The organism is Bradyrhizobium sp. S3.12.5 (assembly GCF_040548225.1).
GTDB lineage: Bacteria > Pseudomonadota > Alphaproteobacteria > Rhizobiales > Xanthobacteraceae > Bradyrhizobium > Bradyrhizobium cytisi.
In genome coordinates, this window is the sequence record NZ_JBEPRF010000013.1 from 208,168 (window position 1) to 227,100 (window position 18,933).

The 18,933-nt window shown below is 64.5% G+C and carries 23 protein-coding genes and 2 tRNA genes; 3 read left to right on the top strand and 22 right to left on the bottom strand.

Annotated features, from left to right (window positions below; genetic code table 11):
• Window positions 1-61: 61 nt before the first annotated feature.
• The 9 genes from ABIC09_RS21010 to ABIC09_RS21050 all read right to left on the bottom strand — a co-directional run bounded on the left by ABIC09_RS21010 (window position 62) and on the right by ABIC09_RS21050 (window position 6,007).
• Window positions 62-137, bottom strand: a tRNA-Phe gene (locus ABIC09_RS21010).
• Between the two features lie 184 nt (window positions 138-321).
• Complete coding sequence (yacG, locus tag ABIC09_RS21015) at window positions 322-504, bottom strand: DNA gyrase inhibitor YacG (protein WP_354110416.1); 183 nt, start codon at window positions 502-504, stop codon at window positions 322-324.
• Window positions 505-640: 136 nt separating this feature from the next.
• Complete coding sequence (locus ABIC09_RS21020) at window positions 641-1,270, bottom strand: Maf-like protein (RefSeq protein ID WP_148749902.1); 630 nt, start codon at window positions 1,268-1,270, stop codon at window positions 641-643.
• A 158-nt stretch (window positions 1,271-1,428) separates the two neighbouring features.
• Window positions 1,429-1,896 (bottom strand): arsenate-mycothiol transferase ArsC, encoded by a 468-nt coding sequence (locus tag ABIC09_RS21025; RefSeq protein ID WP_148749901.1) that lies wholly within the window; start codon window positions 1,894-1,896, stop codon window positions 1,429-1,431.
• A 6-nt stretch (window positions 1,897-1,902) separates the two neighbouring features.
• The gene (locus ABIC09_RS21030) at window positions 1,903-2,400 is read right to left on the bottom strand and encodes a UPF0262 family protein (RefSeq protein ID WP_354085679.1); all 498 of its coding nucleotides are present in this window, start codon (window positions 2,398-2,400) and stop codon (window positions 1,903-1,905) included.
• Window positions 2,397-3,692: a histidinol dehydrogenase gene (hisD, locus tag ABIC09_RS21035; protein ID WP_354110417.1), complete on the bottom strand. Its 1,296-nt coding sequence runs from the start codon at window positions 3,690-3,692 to the stop codon at window positions 2,397-2,399. The genes ABIC09_RS21030 and hisD overlap by 4 nt, the downstream gene beginning before the upstream one ends.
• A 158-nt stretch (window positions 3,693-3,850) precedes the next feature.
• Window positions 3,851-4,300 (bottom strand): DUF2948 family protein, encoded by a 450-nt coding sequence (locus tag ABIC09_RS21040; RefSeq protein ID WP_187434694.1) that lies wholly within the window; start codon window positions 4,298-4,300, stop codon window positions 3,851-3,853.
• An 82-nt stretch (window positions 4,301-4,382) separates the two neighbouring features.
• Complete coding sequence (locus tag ABIC09_RS21045; protein WP_354110418.1) at window positions 4,383-5,042, bottom strand: NAD(P)H-binding protein; 660 nt, start codon at window positions 5,040-5,042, stop codon at window positions 4,383-4,385.
• A gap of 26 nt (window positions 5,043-5,068) precedes the next feature.
• Entirely contained in the window at window positions 5,069-6,007 is a 939-nt protein-coding gene (locus ABIC09_RS21050; RefSeq protein ID WP_354110419.1) for an SDR family oxidoreductase, read from the bottom strand.
• Window positions 6,008-6,091: 84 nt separating this feature from the next.
• On the opposite strand from ABIC09_RS21050, the gene ABIC09_RS21055 reads away from it, so the two are divergent.
• Window positions 6,092-6,745, top strand: a complete 654-nt coding sequence (locus ABIC09_RS21055) for a TetR/AcrR family transcriptional regulator (protein ID WP_354110420.1) — start codon at window positions 6,092-6,094, stop codon at window positions 6,743-6,745.
• Between the two features lie 9 nt (window positions 6,746-6,754).
• On the opposite strand, the gene ABIC09_RS21060 is transcribed toward ABIC09_RS21055, so the two are convergent.
• The 5 genes from ABIC09_RS21060 to ABIC09_RS21080 all read right to left on the bottom strand — a co-directional run bounded on the left by ABIC09_RS21060 (window position 6,755) and on the right by ABIC09_RS21080 (window position 10,754).
• On the bottom strand, window positions 6,755-7,579 hold the full coding sequence (locus tag ABIC09_RS21060; protein WP_354085684.1) for an alpha/beta fold hydrolase: 825 nt from the start codon (window positions 7,577-7,579) through the stop codon (window positions 6,755-6,757).
• Between the two features lie 28 nt (window positions 7,580-7,607).
• Entirely contained in the window at window positions 7,608-8,117 is a 510-nt protein-coding gene (locus ABIC09_RS21065; protein ID WP_148749893.1) for a hypothetical protein, read from the bottom strand.
• Window positions 8,118-8,313: 196 nt separating this feature from the next.
• Complete coding sequence (locus tag ABIC09_RS21070; RefSeq protein ID WP_148749892.1) at window positions 8,314-8,622, bottom strand: EthD family reductase; 309 nt, start codon at window positions 8,620-8,622, stop codon at window positions 8,314-8,316.
• Window positions 8,623-8,801: 179 nt separating this feature from the next.
• Window positions 8,802-10,508, bottom strand: a complete 1,707-nt coding sequence (locus tag ABIC09_RS21075; protein ID WP_354110453.1) for an FAD-dependent oxidoreductase — start codon at window positions 10,506-10,508, stop codon at window positions 8,802-8,804.
• 39 nt (window positions 10,509-10,547) lie between these two features.
• On the bottom strand, window positions 10,548-10,754 hold the full coding sequence (locus tag ABIC09_RS21080; protein ID WP_354085685.1) for a hypothetical protein: 207 nt from the start codon (window positions 10,752-10,754) through the stop codon (window positions 10,548-10,550).
• A 315-nt stretch (window positions 10,755-11,069) separates the two neighbouring features.
• Here ABIC09_RS21080 and ABIC09_RS21085 point away from each other — a divergent pair.
• A tRNA-Thr gene (locus ABIC09_RS21085) sits at window positions 11,070-11,144 on the top strand.
• Window positions 11,145-12,152: 1,008 nt separating this feature from the next.
• Here ABIC09_RS21085 and ABIC09_RS21090 read toward each other — a convergent pair.
• From ABIC09_RS21090 to ABIC09_RS21100, 3 genes are read right to left on the bottom strand one after another with little or no spacing between them, the layout of a single operon-like run.
• Window positions 12,153-12,641: a cyclic nucleotide-binding domain-containing protein gene (locus ABIC09_RS21090; protein WP_354110454.1), complete on the bottom strand. Its 489-nt coding sequence runs from the start codon at window positions 12,639-12,641 to the stop codon at window positions 12,153-12,155.
• 40 nt (window positions 12,642-12,681) lie between these two features.
• Complete coding sequence (locus tag ABIC09_RS21095; RefSeq protein ID WP_502916395.1) at window positions 12,682-13,284, bottom strand: ferric reductase-like transmembrane domain-containing protein; 603 nt, start codon at window positions 13,282-13,284, stop codon at window positions 12,682-12,684.
• Between the two features lie 35 nt (window positions 13,285-13,319).
• On the bottom strand, window positions 13,320-13,823 hold the full coding sequence (locus ABIC09_RS21100) for a peptidase associated/transthyretin-like domain-containing protein (protein ID WP_148749887.1): 504 nt from the start codon (window positions 13,821-13,823) through the stop codon (window positions 13,320-13,322).
• Window positions 13,824-14,107: 284 nt separating this feature from the next.
• Here ABIC09_RS21100 and ABIC09_RS21105 point away from each other — a divergent pair, with 284 nt between their 5' ends.
• Window positions 14,108-15,115, top strand: a complete 1,008-nt coding sequence (locus tag ABIC09_RS21105; protein ID WP_354110421.1) for an LLM class flavin-dependent oxidoreductase — start codon at window positions 14,108-14,110, stop codon at window positions 15,113-15,115.
• A 175-nt stretch (window positions 15,116-15,290) separates the two neighbouring features.
• Here the strand turns inward: ABIC09_RS21105 and ABIC09_RS21110 are convergent, their stop codons facing one another.
• Genes ABIC09_RS21110 through ABIC09_RS21130 form a run of 5 tightly spaced genes read right to left on the bottom strand, consistent with a single transcriptional unit; the run spans window position 15,291 to window position 18,933 of the window.
• Window positions 15,291-16,166 carry an amidohydrolase family protein gene (locus tag ABIC09_RS21110; RefSeq protein WP_148749885.1) on the bottom strand — a complete coding sequence of 292 codons (876 nt, stop codon included), beginning with the start codon at window positions 16,164-16,166 and terminating at the stop codon, window positions 15,291-15,293.
• Between the two features lie 14 nt (window positions 16,167-16,180).
• Complete coding sequence (locus tag ABIC09_RS21115) at window positions 16,181-16,573, bottom strand: RidA family protein (protein WP_148749884.1); 393 nt, start codon at window positions 16,571-16,573, stop codon at window positions 16,181-16,183.
• Between the two features lie 25 nt (window positions 16,574-16,598).
• Entirely contained in the window at window positions 16,599-17,402 is an 804-nt protein-coding gene (hpaH, locus tag ABIC09_RS21120) for a 2-oxo-hept-4-ene-1,7-dioate hydratase (RefSeq protein ID WP_354085691.1), read from the bottom strand.
• A 3-nt stretch (window positions 17,403-17,405) separates the two neighbouring features.
• Window positions 17,406-18,266, bottom strand: a complete 861-nt coding sequence (locus ABIC09_RS21125; RefSeq protein ID WP_354110422.1) for a fumarylacetoacetate hydrolase family protein — start codon at window positions 18,264-18,266, stop codon at window positions 17,406-17,408.
• A gap of 49 nt (window positions 18,267-18,315) precedes the next feature.
• A complete protein-coding gene (locus tag ABIC09_RS21130; protein ID WP_354032544.1) occupies window positions 18,316-18,933 on the bottom strand; it encodes a flavin reductase family protein in 618 nt (205 codons plus the stop codon).

Sequence of the window (18,933 nt, forward strand, 5' to 3'; positions counted from 1 at the left end):
TGACCGAGCAACCGAGACCGGCACTCCAGCCATTGCGAGGTTTCGTAAATCTGTTCAGGAATGGTGCCCAGGGGCGGAATCGAACCACCGACACTGCGATTTTCAGTCGCATGCTCTACCAACTGAGCTACCTGGGCGTGCTCCAAAGAGGGGCCAAAGCCCATCGAGCGGGCGGTTTATAGTGGGCTGGAAGCGGCCTGTCCACCCGGCTTCGCCAACAGGCTTCGCCAGACGCGGCCCGGCTGTGTACAAGGTCGGGCGCCGTTGCCGCGGCTGGCGCGCGATGCATCGAACTTCCATATAAGCTACTGATATTATTTATTATTCTTCGCCATCGGTCTCGTCGTCGCGGCCGGGGATGACATAGGACCCTTTCAGCCATCGGTTCAGGTCGACGTCGCGGCAGCGCGAGGAGCAGAACGGACGGGTGGCCTCCGCCTGCGGCTTGCCGCAGATCGGGCAGGTTTTGAGGGGCGCTGCGGGCTTTTTGATGTGGTCGTCCATGATGGCGGCAACTTACACGAGGTGAAAGGGTTCAAGAGCCTCTCGGCAAACGGGTTCCTGCGGCGGAGGCGCAGGCGCGCCGCCTGCCGATTCTACTGTGCATGGGGTTGTTTTCGAGATTTTTGTCGGGCCGCGGTCAGATGGCCGTGGCGTTGAGCCAGCCGAAGCGGATCGGAAAGCCTTCGCCGCCGAGCAGCGTCGTGGTCTCGTAGAGCGGCAGGCCGACCACGTTGCTGTAGGAGCCCACCATCTTCACCACGAAGGAGCCGGCGATGCCCTGCACGGCATAGCCGCCGGCTTTGCCGCGCCATTCGCCGGAGCCGATATAGGCCTGGATGTCGTCTTCCGACAGCCGCTTGAAGCGGACGCGGGTCTCGACCAGACGCTGGCGGAAGGCCTCGCGCGGTGTCACGAGCGTAATCGCAGTGTAGACGCGGTGGTTGCGGCCCGACAGCAGCCGCAGGCACTGCGCGGCCTCGTCGACGAGATTGGCCTTGGGCAGGATGCGGCGGCCAACCGCCACCACCGTGTCGGCGGACAGGATGAAGGCGCCGCGCAGCTCGTCATCGAGCTGCACCGATTTCAGCGCCGCATCGGCCTTGGCCCTCGCAAGGCGATTGGCGCAGGCACGCGGCAGCTCGCCCCGCTTCGGCGTCTCGTCGACATCGGCCGGCCGGAGCGCGTCCGGCTCGATGCCGGCCTGGTTGAGCAGCGACAGGCGCCGCGGCGAACCGGAGGCAAGAACGAATTTGGGGCGGCCGAGCATCAGGTGATTTTTGGGAGACGAGGCAGGGGGTGAATTGCGCGCGGAACCTATCGGAAGGGGGCTGATTTCACAACCCGGGAACCCTGACTTTGGCGATTCGAGGTGTCCGATATGCCTGTGCCCTTGGTCTGTGACGCGGGTGTTACGGGCGCCAAATTCTACCCGCTCGCCGCGCCGACCTTGGCGAAACGCCGGCGGATCCGCATCAGGAGCTGGTCGCAGACCTCGCGATAGGCGGCGAGCTTCTGGTCGCGGCTGCCCTCGATGGTGGTGGGATCCTGCGTCGGCCAGTATTCGACGTCGGCGGCAAGCGTGCGGGTCAGCTCCAGCGCCTTGTGGTGTGCCTCGGGCGAGAGCGTGATGATGAGGTCGAAATTCAGCCCCTCCCAGTCCTCCAGTTCCTCAAACGTCTGCGGCCTGTGGGTGGAGATGTCCTGGCCGAGCTCGGCCATCACGGCGATCGCGAACGGATCGAGCTCGCCCTTCCTCGCACCGGCCGATTTCACGTAGAGACCCTGCGCGAACATGTGCCGCAGCAGGCTCTCGGCCATCGGCGAGCGCACGCTGTTCATCGCGCAAGCGAACAGCACCGATTGCGGATCGCGTGCGCGTGGGGGCGCAGCCATCCCCTTTTAACCCTTCCAATGAAGGACAGTAATGAGCGTGAACAGCCGGCGCGAGGTCTCGAAATCGACCCGCACCTTGCCCTTCAGCCGCTCCTGCAGCGTGCGCGATCCCTCGTCATGGATGCCGCGGCGGCCCATGTCGATCGCCTCGATCTTGTCCGGGGTCGCGGTGCGGATCGCCTGGTAATAGCTGTCGCAGATCATGAAATAGTCCTTCACGATCCGCCGGAACGGTCCGAGCGACAACAGATGCGCGACCACGGGCGTGCCGTCCTCGCGGCGGATGTCGAACATCAGCCTGCTGCCGGTGATGCCGATATGCAGCGTGAACGGGCCCTTGCCGTCGGCGCCCTCGGGAGCGAACAAATTCTGCTCGATCAGATCGTAGATCGCGATCGCGCGCTCATGCTCGATGTCGGGCCCGGAACGGCCGATCGAGTCCTCGTCGAGCGTGACCGCGACGATGCGATTGGTCGAGGCGTCCTGTTCGGGCGGCTGGGTCATGACAGATTGAGGCGCAATCCAATCGAGCGCGAATGGGCATCCAGCCCCTCCGCTTGTCCGAGCGTCATCGCAGCCGGCCCCAGCGCACGCAGCTGGTCCGGGCCGCATTTCAGGATCGAGGTCCGCTTCATGAAATCGGCGACCCCGAGGCCCGAGGAGAATCGCGCCGAGCGCGCCGTCGGCAGCACGTGATTGGAGCCGCCGACATAATCGCCGATCGCCTCCGGCGTATGCGCCCCGAGGAAGATGGCGCCGGCGTTGCGAATCTTAGCGGCGAGCGCGTCGGGATCACCGGTCATGATCTCGAGATGCTCGGCAGCGATCGCGTCCGCGAGCGGAATGGCGTCGGCGAGAGAGCTCACCATGATGATGGCGCCGAAATCGGCCCAGGACTTGCCGGCAATTGCGGCGCGCGGCAGCGTCTTCAACTGCGCCTCGACCGCCGTCTCGACATCGGCGGCGAGCCGCGCCGAGTCAGTGATCAGAATCGATTGCGCGCTGGCGTCGTGCTCGGCCTGCGCCAGCAGATCAGCGGCGATCCAGTCGGCATTGCCGGTGTCGTCGGCGATCACCAGCACCTCGGAGGGGCCCGCGATCATGTCGATGCCGACCTTACCGAACACCAGCCGTTTTGCGGCGGCGACATAGGCATTGCCGGGACCGACGATCTTTGCGACCGGCGCAATCGTCGCGGTACCATGAGCGAGCGCGGCCACAGCCTGCGCGCCGCCGACGCGGTAGATCTCGGTGACGCCGCCGAGATGCGCTGCCGCCAACACCAGCGGATTGAGCTTGCCGTCGGGCGAAGGCACCACCATCACCAGGCGCGAGACACCGGCGACTTTCGCCGGCACCGCATTCATCAGCACCGACGACGGATAAGCCGCAGTGCCGCCGGGCACGTAAAGGCCGGCGGATTCGATTGCGGTGTAACGCCAGCCGAGCTCGACACCGAGCGGATCGGTGAAGCGCTCGTCCTTCGGCAGCTGGCGATGATGGTAGGTCTCGATGCGATCCCGCGCGAGCTTGAGCGCATCCAGCGTCGTGGCATCGCAGGCCTTTTTCGCGGCTTCGATCTCGTCGGCCGAGACGCGAAGGCCGGAAGCATCCAGCGTCAGCCGGTCGAACTTTGCCGTGGCCTCGAGCAGGGCGGCATCGCCGCGCCTGGCCACGTCATCGACGATGGTGCGCGCGGCGGCCTCGACATCGGCCGAGATCTCGCGCTTGGCGGCGAGGAAGGCCGCGAATCGCTGGTCAAAATCGGCGCTGCTGCGGTCGAGACGAACGGGCATTTTGGGCTTGGCTTCTGCTGGTCAATGGGGCGCCGTCTGGCTCACCGGCCCCCTGCTCAATGGCGCGGCGGGGAAGCTGCGTCAACCCTTGGCAGCCCCCTTTGGAAGCTACCGTTCCGGCGAGGGCCTGAGCCGGTTCGGTAGGTATACAGGCAACCTCACCCCTCCCCCTCGATCCCCAGCCCCGTTCCCAATTCGTCCGCGCCCAGATCGGTCAGCTCGCATTCCAGACATTCGACGTCGAGCCGGATGGCGCCGCCCTGGGCGAACAGCAAGAGCGCGCTGCCGCTGGGCTCCTCATCGCGGCCGTCCCGGGGATGAAACTCGATGCCGACGAGGTCCAGGACCGCCTCGGGTGTCGCGAGATCGATGTTGCGCGACTTGCAGGCGAGCACGCGGTCGAAGCGGAGCGCTGAGACCAGCCGGCGCGGCCCGGTCTCGCCCGCCAGCGTCTGCTCCCAGTCTAGCCGGCTCATGCCGACCACGAGGCGCTTCTCGCCCTGCCGCCAGATGATGTCGGAAGGCTGCACGCGGGCATCCTGCACATGGGTCGAGATCACCGCGAGATCGTCGGCATCGAGCGCGATCAGTTTGAGCTGGGGAGACATCACCGACTCTTCTCCTCGAGGGCTGATATGGCTCAACGCGCCGGGCTGCCGAAATTTCCGCGCAAGCTAGCGATCACGCGGACTAGAGGCTATTGATATCCTTCATCTCCAGCAGCTTCTTGGGATAGCCGACCCGGGCGACATGGATCATGGCGCGGCCCATCTGCTCGGTCGAGGTGACGAGCCCAGGCGAGATCCGGCGCAGCACCGACCACAGCGGCCAGGTCACATCATAGACCGCTTGCACCCAGGGCGTCTTCGAGCGGATCCCGTGCAGAGGCTGGATCGCGCCTGGCCGGAACATATAGGCGGCCTTGAACGGCAGCTTGAGCAGATCGTTCTCGGTCTTGCCCTTGACGCGCGCCCACATCCGCGAGCCCTGCTCGGTGGAATCTGTGCCGGCGCCGGTGACATAGGTGAAGGTCATCTGCGGATTGAGCCGCGCCAGCGTCGTCGCCGCGGCGAGCGTGATGTCGTAGGTGAGATGGCGGTAGCGCTCTTCACTCATGCCGATCGAGGAGACGCCGAGACAGAAGAAGCAGGCGTCGAAGCCTGAGAGCTGCGCCTCGATCGCCGAATAATCGGTGAAATCGTCGTGGATGATCTCGGTCAGCTTGCCGTTGCGCACGCCGGTCGGGTTGCGCCCGACCACCAGCACGCGCTCGACGCCGGCATCGACCAGGCACTCGCGCAACACACCCTGCCCGACCATGCCGGTCGCGCCGAAAATGATGACATGCATCGGGACGTCCCCACCGGAGTCACGGCTCATGCGGCGGCCGCGATCTCGTCGAAGGATACACCGGTCAGCGTCGCCGAGACATCCCACAGCATGGTCGCCGAAGCGAAATCCTTCGCCTGCGGCATGATCCGCGCCGGCACGGGCGGCCCCTTCAATTCGTAGAACCAGTTCGGGCCGTAATAGCCAGCGGGCTCAGCGGCCGCCGACGTCGCCGCAAATAGCGTGGGCAGCGCGCCTTCCGCAGCGGACTGGCTGATCAACGGCTGGAGCAACCGACCAACTCGCCATTGCAGGGTGTTGGTGCCAGGTCCGTTCGGAATGAGATCGGTGCGCGCGTAGCCGGGATGCGCAGCAACGCTTCGCAAGCCCCAGCCCGCCGCATCGCTACGCCGTTGCAATTCGAGCGAGAACATCAGCATCGCGAGCTTGGACTGGCAGTACGCACGCCAGGGACGATAGGACCGCTGGCTCTGCAGATCGTCGAAATTGATCGCGCCGGAGCGATGCGCGAGGCTGGAGAGATTAACAACGCGCGCAGCTTTCGCACGGCGAAGCTGTGGCAACAGGCGGGCGGTCAGGGCGTAGTGGCCGAGATAATTGGTGCCGAGCTGCAGCTCGAAACCATCCTCGGTCTGCCGCCGCTTCGGCAGCGCCATCACGCCGGCATTGTTGACGAGGAGATCGAGCTGCTCGTTGCTGGCGGCAAAGCGCCGGGTGAAATCGGCCACGGAGGCAAGGCTTGCGAGGTCGAGATGTTCATAGGCAATCAGGGCGTTGGGAAACCGGGCGCAAATGCCCTCGATCGCCCGCAGACCCTTTGCGTCGTTGCGCCCGGTGAGTATGACGATGGCTCCGGCGCCCGCCAGTGCCAGCGCCGTCTCGTAGCCAAGGCCGCCGGTGGCCCCGGTGACGACGGCGGTCTTGCCGCTGAGCGAGGGGATGTCTGCCGTGGTCCAGTCGGTCATGCCATATCTCCGTTCAGGGCTGGAATGAGGCCAGCGACGGGTCTAAATGTGCACTGAGTGCAAGTTTGCAAGAGGTGAAATGATTTGAAGGCTTCGAAGCCCGCCGCGACATCGGCCAGCAAAGCCGCCAAGCCATTGCCGGCACGAGCAAAATCCGCTGCCAGCCCCGGCCTGCGCCAGCGCAAGCAGCAGGAAACCCGCGAGCGGCTGAAGCGCGCGGCAATGGGCTTGTTCCTGCAGCGCGGCTTCGAGGCCACGACCATCGATGACATCGCTGCCGCTGCCGACGTCTCGCGCCGGAGCTTCTTCCATTATTTCGCGTCGAAGGAGGACGTCGTCGCCGCCTGGCAGGAGGATGCGGCCGCCGCGCTGGTCGCCGGGATCCTCGCGCGGCCTGCGGATGAGTCCATGCTCACGGCGGCGGAAAACGCGATCGCAGCCGCGGTCAAGCGGATCGACCCGACCGAGGCAGCGGCGATGTCGCGGCTCAAGCGCGACAATCCCGCGCTTCAGGCCCGCGACCAGCTCAAATACGAAAAGCTCGAGCGCGCGCTCGCGGACGGACTTGCGCAACGCTCGGGGCACAAGTCGGACCGGCTGAACGCCCGCCTCGTCGCCATGATCGCCACCGGCGCGATGCGCGTCGGCGGCGAGAGCTGGCTCAGCGAAGGCACGCGCGACAAGCCGGAGGCCTTCGTCAAGCGGACCTTCGACGCGATCAGGGCGATCCTGGCGTGAGCGATCCGCTCAGCCCTTGAAGAACGCCAGCAGATCCGCGTTGATGGTTTCGGCGTGCGTGGTCGGCATGCCGTGCGGAAAGCCGTTGTAGGTCTTCAGCGTGCCGTTCTTGAGCAGCTTGGCCGACAGCGGCGCGGAATCGGCGTAAGGCACGATCTGGTCGTCGTCGCCGTGCATCACCAGCACCGGCACGTTGATCTTCTTTAAATCCTCGGTGAAGTCGGTTTGCGAGAACGCGACGATGCCGTCGTAATGCGCCTTGGCGCCGCCCATCATGCCCTGGCGCCACCAGTTCTGGATCACCGCTTCCGACGGTTTTGCGCCGGGACGGTTGTAACCGTAGAACGGGCCAGCGGCGACGTCGCGGTAGAACGCCGAGCGGCCGGCCGCGAGCGCCGTCTGAAAGCCGTCGAACACGCTCTTCGGCAGACCGCCGGGATTGGCCTCGGTCTTCACCATCAGCGGCGGCACCGCGGAGAGGATTGCGGCCTTCGCCACCCGGCTCTCACCATGGCGCGCGATGTAGTGCACGACCTCGCCGCCGCCGGTGGAATGGCCGACATGGATGGCGTTCTTGAGGTCGAGATGCGCGCTCACCGCCGCGAGGTCGTCGGCATAGTGATCCATGTCGTGACCGTCGGCGACCTGCGCCGAGCGGCCGTGGCCGCGGCGATCATGGGCGACGACGCGATAGCCGCGGGTGACGAAGAACATCATCTGCGCGTCCCAGTCGTCGGACGACAGCGGCCAGCCATGGCTGAACACGATCGGCTGGCCCGAACCCCAATCCTTGTAAAAGATCTCGACGCCGTCTTTGGTGGTGATGATGGGCATTGGGGGGGACTCCTTTAGTCAGAAACGATCAGGCGAACGCCATCGGCTTGTAGCGGCGCCAGGCGCCGATGGTCACCAGCACGAAGAACACCAGCACGATGCCCTGCACCACGGCGAACACAGGGCCCGACGGCGGCGCGGGCGGCACGGCCGGCGCGAGCGCGGCCAGCGCCGGCACCTTCAGGAACGACTGGATCACCAGCACGAAGACGTTGAAATAGAGCGAGATCATCGCGGTCACGATATAGACAGGGCGCCACGCGCCCGCGAGCTTCATGCCGTACAGCGCGATGCAGGCGATCGCGAGCAGCACCAGCGAGATGCCAGCGATGATGTACGAGGGCAGCAGCTCCTTGAACGGAAACAGGAAGCCCGTCGCATTGGTCAGGATGGTGAAGAGGAGGAAGATCGCGGTGAGGCCGGGCATCGGCTTCGAGCCGAGCAAGCCGAACATCACGATCAGGCCGGCGGCGATGGCGATCAGGCTGATGATGACATGGACCAGTGTGAAGGCTTGCAGGCTCATCCCGAGAACCATGGCATCTCTCCTACTCTCTGCATTGAGATCAGAGTATTGTTATTACGCTCCTCATCGGATTGCCACCTGCGCTGACGTCACATATGCGGGCGCAGCCATGCGTCATCGTGCGAATCGACAAACGCATGGCTGATTTTTTTGCAGCGCTGTCACAAACGATGGCAGCTTTCGACGAAAGTTGAATCGATCGTCGCGATCACACTTCTTTGGTGTCGAAAATCAAGAGGTCGGCGCCGCCGCTGGCGAATTTCGGCACGTCGCCGGCGGCAGCCTTGCCCGCTTCGCTGCCGAAGGCCTTCTGGATGTCGCCCACGCTGTCGAAGGAGAGAATGGCAACGAGGTGGACGCCTGAAGGTCCGGCCGGCGAGCCGACAGCGCCCGTACTGACGGCGTATTTCTTCAGGCCGGGCAATTTCTTGGCGAGCGGAATGTGGGTCTCGGCATAATGCTTGTCGAAGGCGGCAACGTCTTTGGGCGTCTTGTAGAGCACGACGAGTTCGGCCATTTAGTCCTCCCTTGTGAATCTTTTCTTCCACGCGCGATTGGTCGCGACGAGGCGATAGTCCGTGGGACACGGCTGGATGGCAAGTCACAATCGGCTTGCCATTCGCTTGTCTTGTCCTTGACTTATCGTTTGAGCACGATCTTTTCGGAAAACCGCTTCACACTTTTCCGGATCGTGCTTTAAAGCGCCGGTTTTGCGGCGTCGCCGAGATAGCCGTGCAGGGAGGCCACGACCTGCGCGCCTTCACCGATGGCGCCACCGACGCGCTTGACCGAGCCGGAGCGGACGTCGCCGACGGCGTAGACGCCGGGCACGGAGGTCTCCAGCGGCGCCACCAGCTTGCCCTGGTTCAGCTCGGACTGCGCGCCTGTCACGACGAAGCCGCCGCGATCGAGCGTCACGCCGCAGCCATCGAGCCAGCCGGTGGCGGGATCGGCGCCGACGAACAAGAAGAGATTCTTGATGTCGGCGGAATCCTCGTCATCGGACAGCCGGCTCTTCCAGCGGATCCGCCGCAGCAGCGTGGCCTCGTCGCCTTCGAGCGCGGTGATCTCGGTGTTGAAGAGAAGCTCGATGTTCGGCGTCGCCTCGATGCGCTCAATGAGATAGCGCGACATGCTGGCGCCCAGGCCGCCGCCGCGGATAATCATCAGCACGCGTCTGGCGTGTCCCGACAGGAACACGGCCGCCTGCCCCGCCGAATTGCCGGCGCCGACCAGCGCCACTTCCTCGCCGGCGCACAGCTTCGCCTCGACCGGGGAGGCCCAGTACCAGACGCCGCGGCCCTCGAACTTGTCGAGGTTCTCGATGTCAGGCCGGCGATAGCGCGCGCCGCTCGCGACCACGATCGAGCGCGAGCGCAGGGGATCGCTGCCGTCGAGCGCGACGGAAAACGCACCGTCCTTGCGTGTGCAGTCGAGCGACTTCACCGTCACGGGGATCATGATGTCGGCGCCGAACTTTTGCGCCTGGTTGAAGGCGCGCGCCGTCAGCGCCAGACCGGAAATGCCGGTCGGGAAACCCAGATAGTTTTCGATGCGCGCGCTGGCGCCGGCCTGGCCGCCGAAAGCGCGGGTGTCGAGCACGGCAACCGAGAGGCCTTCGGAGGCCGCATACACGGCGGTCGCGAGCCCGGCCGGTCCGCAGCCGACGATCGCGACATCGTAGATGCGGTCGTTGCGCGGGCCGCCGATCATGCCGATGGCGCGCGCAAGCTCGGTCTCGCCGGGATTGCGCAACACCGCGCCGTCGGACGTGACCACCAGCGGCCAATCCTCAGGTTTCGGCGAATAGCGCGCGATCAGCTCGGCGGCATCCCGGTCACGCTCGGGATCGAGCAAATGATGCGGCTGGCCGTTGCGGGTGAGAAAGCCCTGCAAGCGGACCACGCCGGCCGAATGCGACGGACCGATCAGCACAAGGCCGCCGACGCCGGCCTGCAGCAGATTGACCCGGCGCAGGATCAGCGCGCGCATGATGCGCTCGCCAAGCTCGGCCTCGGCAACCAGCAACGCGCGCAGCCGCTCCGGCGGCAACAGCAGCGTCTCGACATCGCCTTTGGCGCGACCATCGACCAGCGCCGGACGGCCCGAGAGCTGGCTGAGCTCGGCCAGAAATTGCCCCGGTCCCTGGTCGATTAACGGGGTGATATTGCCGAGCCCGTCGCGCTGGGTGATGGCGACATGGCCCTTCAGCACGACGAACATGCCCGGCCCCGGCTTGCCGGTCTCGAACAGCAGCTCGCCGTCTGTGTAGGTGCAGAGCTCGCCGAAATGTCTCATGCGCTCGATTTCGGCGGATGTCAGCGCGGGAAATGTCTGCTCGGGGCGGGTGAAGCGCGACATCATCGCATCGCGTTCGGTTTGGTGTGAGTTGTCCTGCCCCATGGTCACTGCATGCACTCCAAAAATTCTGGCCGCTCGATTTTAGCGGCCGGTCCTGTCTATTGGTCCAGTCTTGCCGACGGTCCCCTCATCTAGGGAACCATCGTCGACTTGCGAGGGGTCGGCGCTTGCGGCGCGTTCGCGCGCCTGCAGCTTCCGCCGCTTCAGATTCTCTCGCAGCGCCGATTTCAGGCGGTCGTCCCGCGATCCCTTCGCCTGTCTCGCGCTTCTGTCGTTCTCGTCAGCCATCACGGGTCCATACAGCGGTTGGCGATAACATGCCCGGAGAATGCGGCAGCTCAAGAGGGCCGTGCGGTCCCGATCGTGGAAACTCAAAATGGGTCGAATCCGCCGCACCGGCCAACTGGCCAGTTGGCCGGGGGAGTAGGAACCAAAATCGACGGAAAGTCGGTCGTTTCGGGCCAAAGCAGCCGTGATACCCCCGATATCGCCCCGATTTTCTCGCTTTGGCGGGTCCTGCAAGCTTGCACAGCGGGGAGGCCTGTGGCAGATATCGGCCCGCTTGGTAGGCCCCTCGGGCGGCCGATTCTTATCCCAGCACATGCTGCCGTAGCTCAGTGGTAGAGCACTCCATTGGTAATGGAGAGGTCGACAGTTCAATCCTGTCTGGCAGCACCATTTCATCTCTCGAAGTACGCATGAATCAGCATTCTCGCGGCACGAAACGCCCGAGTTTTGCTGTTTTCCGTCGCCCTCCTCCGTGAAGAGGGCGCAGGGAAGACCGGGTGCCGACGGGCACCCGCGGTCCGCTGCGCGAAAGTGTAGCGCAAGGAGACCGCACAGCAGCATACAGGTGACGCCGAACACTCGGCCTTCCCTGCGCGATGGGTTGACGGCGTATGCCGCGCTCTCCCGGGAGCCGAGTTCCTTCTGGCCTCCCTCGCTTTCAGCGAATTGACGATGTGGTTGACCCGGTTGGGCGCTCCACACCTCCGCGAAAGCTTGGCTGTAGCGACGACAGCCAGGACCACACGATTTAGCCGTACGCAGCGATCCCGCTTCGCCCAAGGGCTTCGCGGGATACAGGCGCCGTTCGTTCGACACGGCTTGCAGAGAGCTCACGGGGTTCGGCTCAATCCTCTCCCCGCCCTGCTCCTACATCCGCGCCGGCGCTGCCGCGTCCACCGCCCCCCAACCCACGTTCGTGACGACGTACGATCGCCCCTCTCCAGGGGTCAGGATGGTGGGAGTGTGCCGCAAATCCGAATTTCGGTAAAGTGGAATATTTTTATGAAGGAGGGTTGACGGGATTTTGGTGGGAGCCGGGTGTTTTGCCCGACGGGTTAGATCGGCGCAAGTAAGGTTAATTCTTCCTTTCGATTGTCGGTAAAATTTTATCTATTATCGTCCTTGTCATTCGTGACGAACCAAAGGCTTCAATAGTGTTTGCGTTTTGCCTGATCGTAACTGGGACTGCGCTGCTTCTCTCCGGCTTGGTTGCCTTCGGGCTTCATAGAAATTCGCTGCACTCATTGGCGTTGCTGTAGCTCGTAGGATGGGTAGAGCGGAAGCGAAACCCATCAAGGCCTTCCCTCCCCGGTGACGAAACATGATGGGTTTCGCAAGTGCTCTACCCATCCTACGGGCTACGGGCTACGAACTCGCGGCATCGCCGGGACGCACCATTCAATTCGCAGAGTTTCCCTCTTCATCCATTCGATGCCTAGTGAGGCGATCGTCGGAACGGCGCAGGCGCCGGCACAGCTCGCGATTGATGTTCTGCAGGACGATCACATAGGCGTGGATATCGGCCTTGTAGCAGGCGTAGAGCTTTTGCGCGGTCAGCTCGTACAGCACGGTCGGAGCCTCCGCGACCACCGTGGCGGAGCGGTTCTGCATTTCGATCAGCGTCATCTCTCCGAAGAAATCGCCGGGCCTAAGGGTGGAAATCGGGATGGCGTCCCCCGAATTCGCCCGTTTGCTCACCGCGAGACGACCGGATTTGACGATGAACATCGAGCGTCCCGGCTCGCTTTCCGCCACGACGGTCGCGCCGACGTCGAAGCTGCGTTCGACCAGCATCGATAGCAGGAGGTCGAGACTTGGGTCCGTGAGACCGCCGAAGAACGGCGTCGCGAGCAGGAATGCTTTCAGATCGGGAGAACTTTCAGTCATCGCGCCAACCCGCAAATCGCAATCAATTCTGCCCGGTTCACTACCTCGCAATGCTCTCGCCGCGCAACGCCCGCTTTCGCCGGAGATCAATCATCGCCTTGGCGGTTGCAGCGAGGACAAATGCACAGAGCGTCGCTTTCGAGATTGTCTCCATCGTCCCCTCGATTAGCAGGCAATGGACCACGCCGCTGGCGACGATGACGATCGCGAGCGGAAGATGGACGATGCGCCAGGTTCGCAGTCGCAGGCCCAGCCGCCGGCGTAGCAGCGCCAGAAGCGCGACAGCGAAGATGGCCCACATCGCGATCACGCCAAAGGGGGAGAACGGCGTCGGCGACGCGAAGGTCAGGGCGTCGATCATATCAGGCGGACTGGTGATCCAGAGGCCGGCGACATGGATCACCACCGCGAAGGCCAGCGCGCCGCCGATCCAATGGTGTGCACGCCGCCCGCGATAGGCCGACAGGCCCGGCAAATATCCGCCGATCAGCAAAGGCTGAACCAGCACGAGACCGAGGGCGACGATGCCTGCGAATCCAGCGAGGATGTAGACAGGACCGCGCCATGCGAGCTGCTCGCTTGCCGCAGCGAGCGCGATCGGCACGCCGATGGCCAAAGCAAGGGCGGCCCAGATCAAGGGCACCCGGGCCGATCTCCACGCCTTCACTTGCAACGCGGTCAAGCCGGCTGAAGCACGAAGTGCGCCTCGAGGCTGGTTTCCTTCGCGCTCCGCATGATCGGCCGCAGAAAGACGGTTTTGAACTCACCGCTGTCATAGGCGAGGTGGCCGTGCGGCTGGCCGAAGATCGGAATGATCTGCGGCATCTCGAGCCGGAACGCGCCATCCTTGTCGGTGAGCGTGGCGCCGTGGCTCTGCGGCTCGTGCTCCTGGCCTTCGACCGTGTGCGCCCAGATCTGGATGCGCTGCCCGGCAAGCGGCGCCCCGTCGCCGGCGCGGCGGACGGTGCCACTCATCCAGAAGCCGCCCTTGCCGATCCGCTCCACGACCGCCGCGCCCTTGCGGTAGTTGTTCGCCCCGCCCGTCATCGACTCAGTCGGCGCGAGGCCCTCCGCACGGGCCGGCAGCAGGAGTCTGGAAGCCCCGACTGTCAAAACTCCGGTTGCGAGGACGGTGCCGCCGGCGGCGAGGAGATTGCGGCGGCTGAGTACGACGATGGTCATGTCGATTCCTCCTGCGACGGTGCGGTGGACCCGCGGAGGGTACAACAACAGGCGCGAAAGGCCCAGTTGAGACGAAGGGCGCCATGGGTCGCAATAACAGGGTTGTGAACGGGAGTGCAGGCCGCTCGAGCAGCTTCGTAGGATGGGTAGAGCGGGAGCGAAACCCATCGAGCTTTGCGCGATGACGAAGCACGATGGGTTTCGCAAGTGCTCTACCCATCCTACGCGCTGACACTACATGTGATGTTCCAGATGCGCAGATCCTTCATTCCGGTCCCCCCCACATGATCCCCTTCTCAGTCCTCGACCTCGCGCCTATCAGGCAGGGCGCTGACGCCGCGCAGGCGTTTCGCAACTCGCTTGATCTCGCCCAGCATGCGGAAGCCTGGGGCTTCAAGCGCTTCTGGCTGGCCGAGCACCACAACATGACGGGCATTGCGAGTGCTGCGACATCCGTGGTGATCGGGCATGTCGCGGGCGGGACCAGGACGATCCGCGTCGGCTCGGGCGGCGTCATGCTGCCGAACCATTCGCCGCTGGTGATCGCCGAGCAGTTCGGCACGCTGGAGTCGCTCTATCCCGGGCGGATCGATCTCGGGCTCGGCCGCGCGCCGGGCACCGACCAGCTCACGGCGCGGGCTATGCGGCGCGATCTGGCGACGGCTGCCGAGAATTTTCCGCATGACGTGCTGGAGCTGCAAGCCCTGCTCGGCGATTTGCAGCCGAACCAGGCGATCCGTGCCGTGCCCGGCATGGGGACGAAAGTGCCGCTCTGGATCCTCGGCTCGAGCATGTTCGGCGCGCAGCTCGCGGCCATGCTGGGGCTGCCCTTCGCATTCGCCTCGCACTTCGCGCCGCAGATGATGATGCCGGCGCTGCGCGAATACCGCGCGCGGTTCGAGCCATCGGCGCAGCTCGACAAGCCCTATGCGATGGTCGGCGTCAATGTGTTCGCCGCCGACAGCGACGGCGAGGCACAGCGCATGTTGACCTCGCTGCAGCAGCAGTTCATCAATTTGCGCCGCGGCACGCCCGGCCAGCTGCCGCCGCCGGTCGACGACATGGACGCGCTGTGGTCGCCGGCCGAGAAGGCAGGCGTCGCGCAATCGCTGGCCTGCTCCGCAGTCGGCTCGCCCGCGGTCGTCGAAGAGAAGCTGAAGGCGCTGATTGCCGACACCGCAGCCGACGAGCTGATGACCACGGGCCAGATCTACGATCACGCCGCCCGGCTGCGCTCGTTCGAGATCGCAGCCGAGGTGCGGGATCGGCTGGCTAAGCAGCCGGTGCTGTGATCAGGCCCGATTGTTGCGACGATGAAGGTGCGCTCCCTCCCCCGCTCGCGGGGGAGGGCTGGGGAGAGGGTGTATCCGCGATGGGACAATCTCCAAGAGGAGAGAGCCCTCACCCCGCCCCTCTCCCGCAGGCGGGAGAGGGAGAGGAATGCATTGGTGGCAGGCCTCGAGCGCTCTAATCCGTATATCCGAACAGCTTCGCCGGATTGTGCACCAGGATCTTCTCCAGCTCCGCCTGGTCGGGCGCGTAACGGAACATCAATTCGAGCAGATCGGCGTCGTTCGGCGGCTGCTTCACCGAGACCGGATGCGGCCAGTCGCTGGCCCAGACGCAGCGGTCGATCGCGGCCTCGATATAGCTGCGCGCGATCGGAATGACATCGTCATAGGGCGGGCCCGCTTGCGAGGTCTTCTCGCCGAGCGAGAGCATGACCCAGAAATTGCCCTTCTTGAGCAGCTCCAGCATCTTGCGCAGGTTCGGATCGTCCTTGCCGCGCGAGGGGTCGGGGCGCGCCATATGGTCGATCAACACGGGCACGTCGAGATTTTCGTATTTGGCGACGCTGGAGACGATGCCGTCCTTTTCCGGCTGGATCTTGACGTACCAACCGAGCTCGCGGATTCGTGCAATCGCCCGGGCGAAATCGGCATCGGACAGCACGGCACCCAGCTCCTGTCGAAAACTGAAGCGCGCGCCGCGCACGCCGGCGTCGTGCAGTTTGGCAAGATAAGCATCGTTCGCTTCAGCAAACACCAAGGCATTGGCACAGCCGCGATAGTTCGGGCCCATCGCGGCGAGACCGTCGAGCACGACGGAATGATCGGCGCCGTAGGTCGTTGTCTGCACGATGATGCCGCGCTCGATACCGAGCGTCTTGTGCATGCGCAATGCCGCTTCCCAGGTGGCCGTGGGCATCCGATAGGCCGCGCCCGGACGTTCCGGATATTTGTCGACGGGGCCGAGCACGTGAAACTGGCTGTCGACGGTTTTCGGCGGCGGCGCCTTGACCGGACGGCGCGGGTTCGGATCGAACGGCAGATAGGTCGGCATGTGCAAAAACTCCCTCAGTCGATCACGGCGGTGAAATCGCATTGCACCAGTGCGCCGCCGTCCATGTTGTCCATCGGCAGCGCGTGACGCGCCGGGCGCGAATGCTCGTCCGGAAACATTTTCAGCCATTCGACATTGACCGGGCCGCGCTGCGTGCGGTCCTTCAACCACACCGTCATCTTGATGATGTCGTCCGTCGTGCCGCCCGCAGCCTCCACGGTCGCCTTCATATGCGCGAACATGTTGGCGCATTGGGCGTCCAGGCTCTCCGGCATCGTGCCAGCCCCGTCGCGACCGAGGATGACGCCCGACATCACAAGATTGCCGATGCGGCAGGCGTTCGGGATCGGATTGGCGTGCTTGAAGCCGCCGATATGGATGCTCTTGCGCCGCGTTGGGCCTGTCATGTGCGCTTCCTCCTTTTTTATTGGTTCAGACGAACTGGCACGACACGGAGCCGAAGGCGCCATAGTCGGCATGAAAGGTATCACCGCGGCGGATATCGACCGGACGCGTGAACGATCCCGCCAGCACCACCTCGCCGGCGGCGAGATGCTCGTCATGCGGTGCCAGGCGATTGGCGAGCCAGGCGATGCCGTTGGCGGGATGGTTGAGCACGCCGGCGGCAAGGCCGGTCTCCTCGACCTCGCCGTTGCGGAACAAGAGTGCGCCGATCCAGCGCAAATCCGCGTCTAGCGGGCGGAACGGCCGGCCGCCGAGCACCAGCGCGGCATTGGCGGCGTTGTCCGAGATGGTGTCGACGACCTTGCGCGCCTTGCCGGTCTCGGGATCGACGCGATGCATGCGCGTCTCCAGGATTTCGAGCGCGGGCGTGACGTAATCGGTAGCGTTGAGCACGTCGAAGATGGTGCAATCCGGACCGCGCAGCGGCGCCTTCAGCACGAAGGCGAGCTCGACCTCGATCCGTGGCGCGTGAAAGCGATCGAACGGAATCGGCGTGGCATCAGCATAGAACATGTCGGCAAACAGCACGCCGTAATCGGGCTCGGAGATGCCGACCGCGTTCTGCATCGCCTTCGAGGTCAGGCCGATCTTGTGGCCCTTGATGACGCGGCCGCGACCGAGCTGAAGTTTTGTCCAGGCGCGCTGGACGGCGTAGGCATCCTCGATGCTGAAGCCGGGATAGTCCTTTGAGAACATTGGAATCAGCGCCTTGGTGCGCTCGGCCTCATCGAGGCGCCCAGCAAGGCGCTCGATCGTGACGGTATCAAGCATCACTTACTGCTCCGCGGCCACGGTGTTTCTGAGCACGCCGATGCGGCTGGACTCGACCTCGACGACGTCGCCAATCTTCAGCCAACGCGGCGGATCGAAGCGGGCACCCGCGCCCGTCGGCGTGCCCGTCACGATCATGTCGCCGGGCTTCAGGGTCGCAAAGGTCGAGAGATAGGAGATCAGGACATCGAACGGGAACATCAGCCGCGCGGTCGTGTCCTGCTGCCGCACCTCACCGTTGACGCGCGTGACGATGTCATGCGGCCCTCGCGGATCGAGCTCGTCCGCGGTGACGATCCACGGGCCGATGCTGCCGGAGCGGTCAAAGTTCTTGCCCTGCGTGACGTTGAACTTGCCGTGGCGCAGCCAGTCGCGGATCGTGCCTTCGTTGCACAGCGTCATGCCGAAGATGTGCGCGAAGGCCTTTTCGCGCTGGATATGACGGCCGCCCTGGCCGATCACGATGACGAGCTCGCCTTCGTAATCGAGCTGATCCGAGACGTGCGGCTTCTCCAGCGGCTGGCCGGAGCCCGTCATCGACGACATGCTGCGCACGAACAGGCTCGGATATTTGGGCAGGTCCGAATTGTCTTTATATTCGGCATTGCGTTCGGCGTAATTGACGCCGATGCACCAGAGCTTTTCGGGCGACAGCACCGGCGGCAGCAGCGTGATCTTCTCCAGCATATAGTCGGGCTTCTGGCCGGCCACCGCCTCTTGCGCCTCGGCCAGCGCGTTGGCCGCGATCAGCGCCTTCAGGTCGGAGAAATCGCGGCCGATCCGCGTGGTCAGATCGACCACGCCGCCATCAGTCGCCGCGCCGTAGCGCGGCTCTCCGTCCACCAGATAGCTCAGCAGTCGCATCGTCGTTCTCCAATGGTCTTCAGGCGGCGTACGCCAGGCGTCCGTACGTTCAGTCCTTCGATTTGGGCGTCTGGAACACGGTGTTCAGCGTCACGATCTCGCCGAGGCGGGCATAACGGGGCCCGCCGATGCGGGCGATCGGATCGAGTGCCGCAGTCTCGACCTTGCCGTTGGTGACGAGGCCGTCGCGGATGTGGAACATCACGACCTCACCGACGATCAGCCGGCTGCGCGCCTCGCCGAATTCGAGGCACTGGCGAAAGCGGCATTCCATCGCAACCGGCGCAGCGGCGAGCCTTCGTACCTTGATGCGCTCACAGTCAAGCGTCTCCAGCCCGAGCTGCTCGACCTCGCTGATTTCAGGCGGATGCTCGATGGAGCTGTCGTGCACCGCATTCATCAGCGGCGTGTCGGCGATGTGGATGACATATTCCTCGGTGTCGAGGATGTTGTGCGCGGTGTCCTTGTAATCAGCGCCCTTGCGGCCGACGCTGATGGCGAGCATCGGCGGCTTCTGCGAGACGAAGGTGAAGGCGCTGAACGGCGCGAGATTGAGCACGCCGGCGCGCGACAGGCTCGTCACCCAGGCAATCGGGCGCGGCACCACGATGCCGGTCATCAGCCGGTAGATGCGCTCCGCGCCGAGCTCGGTGGGGTCGATCCGCAT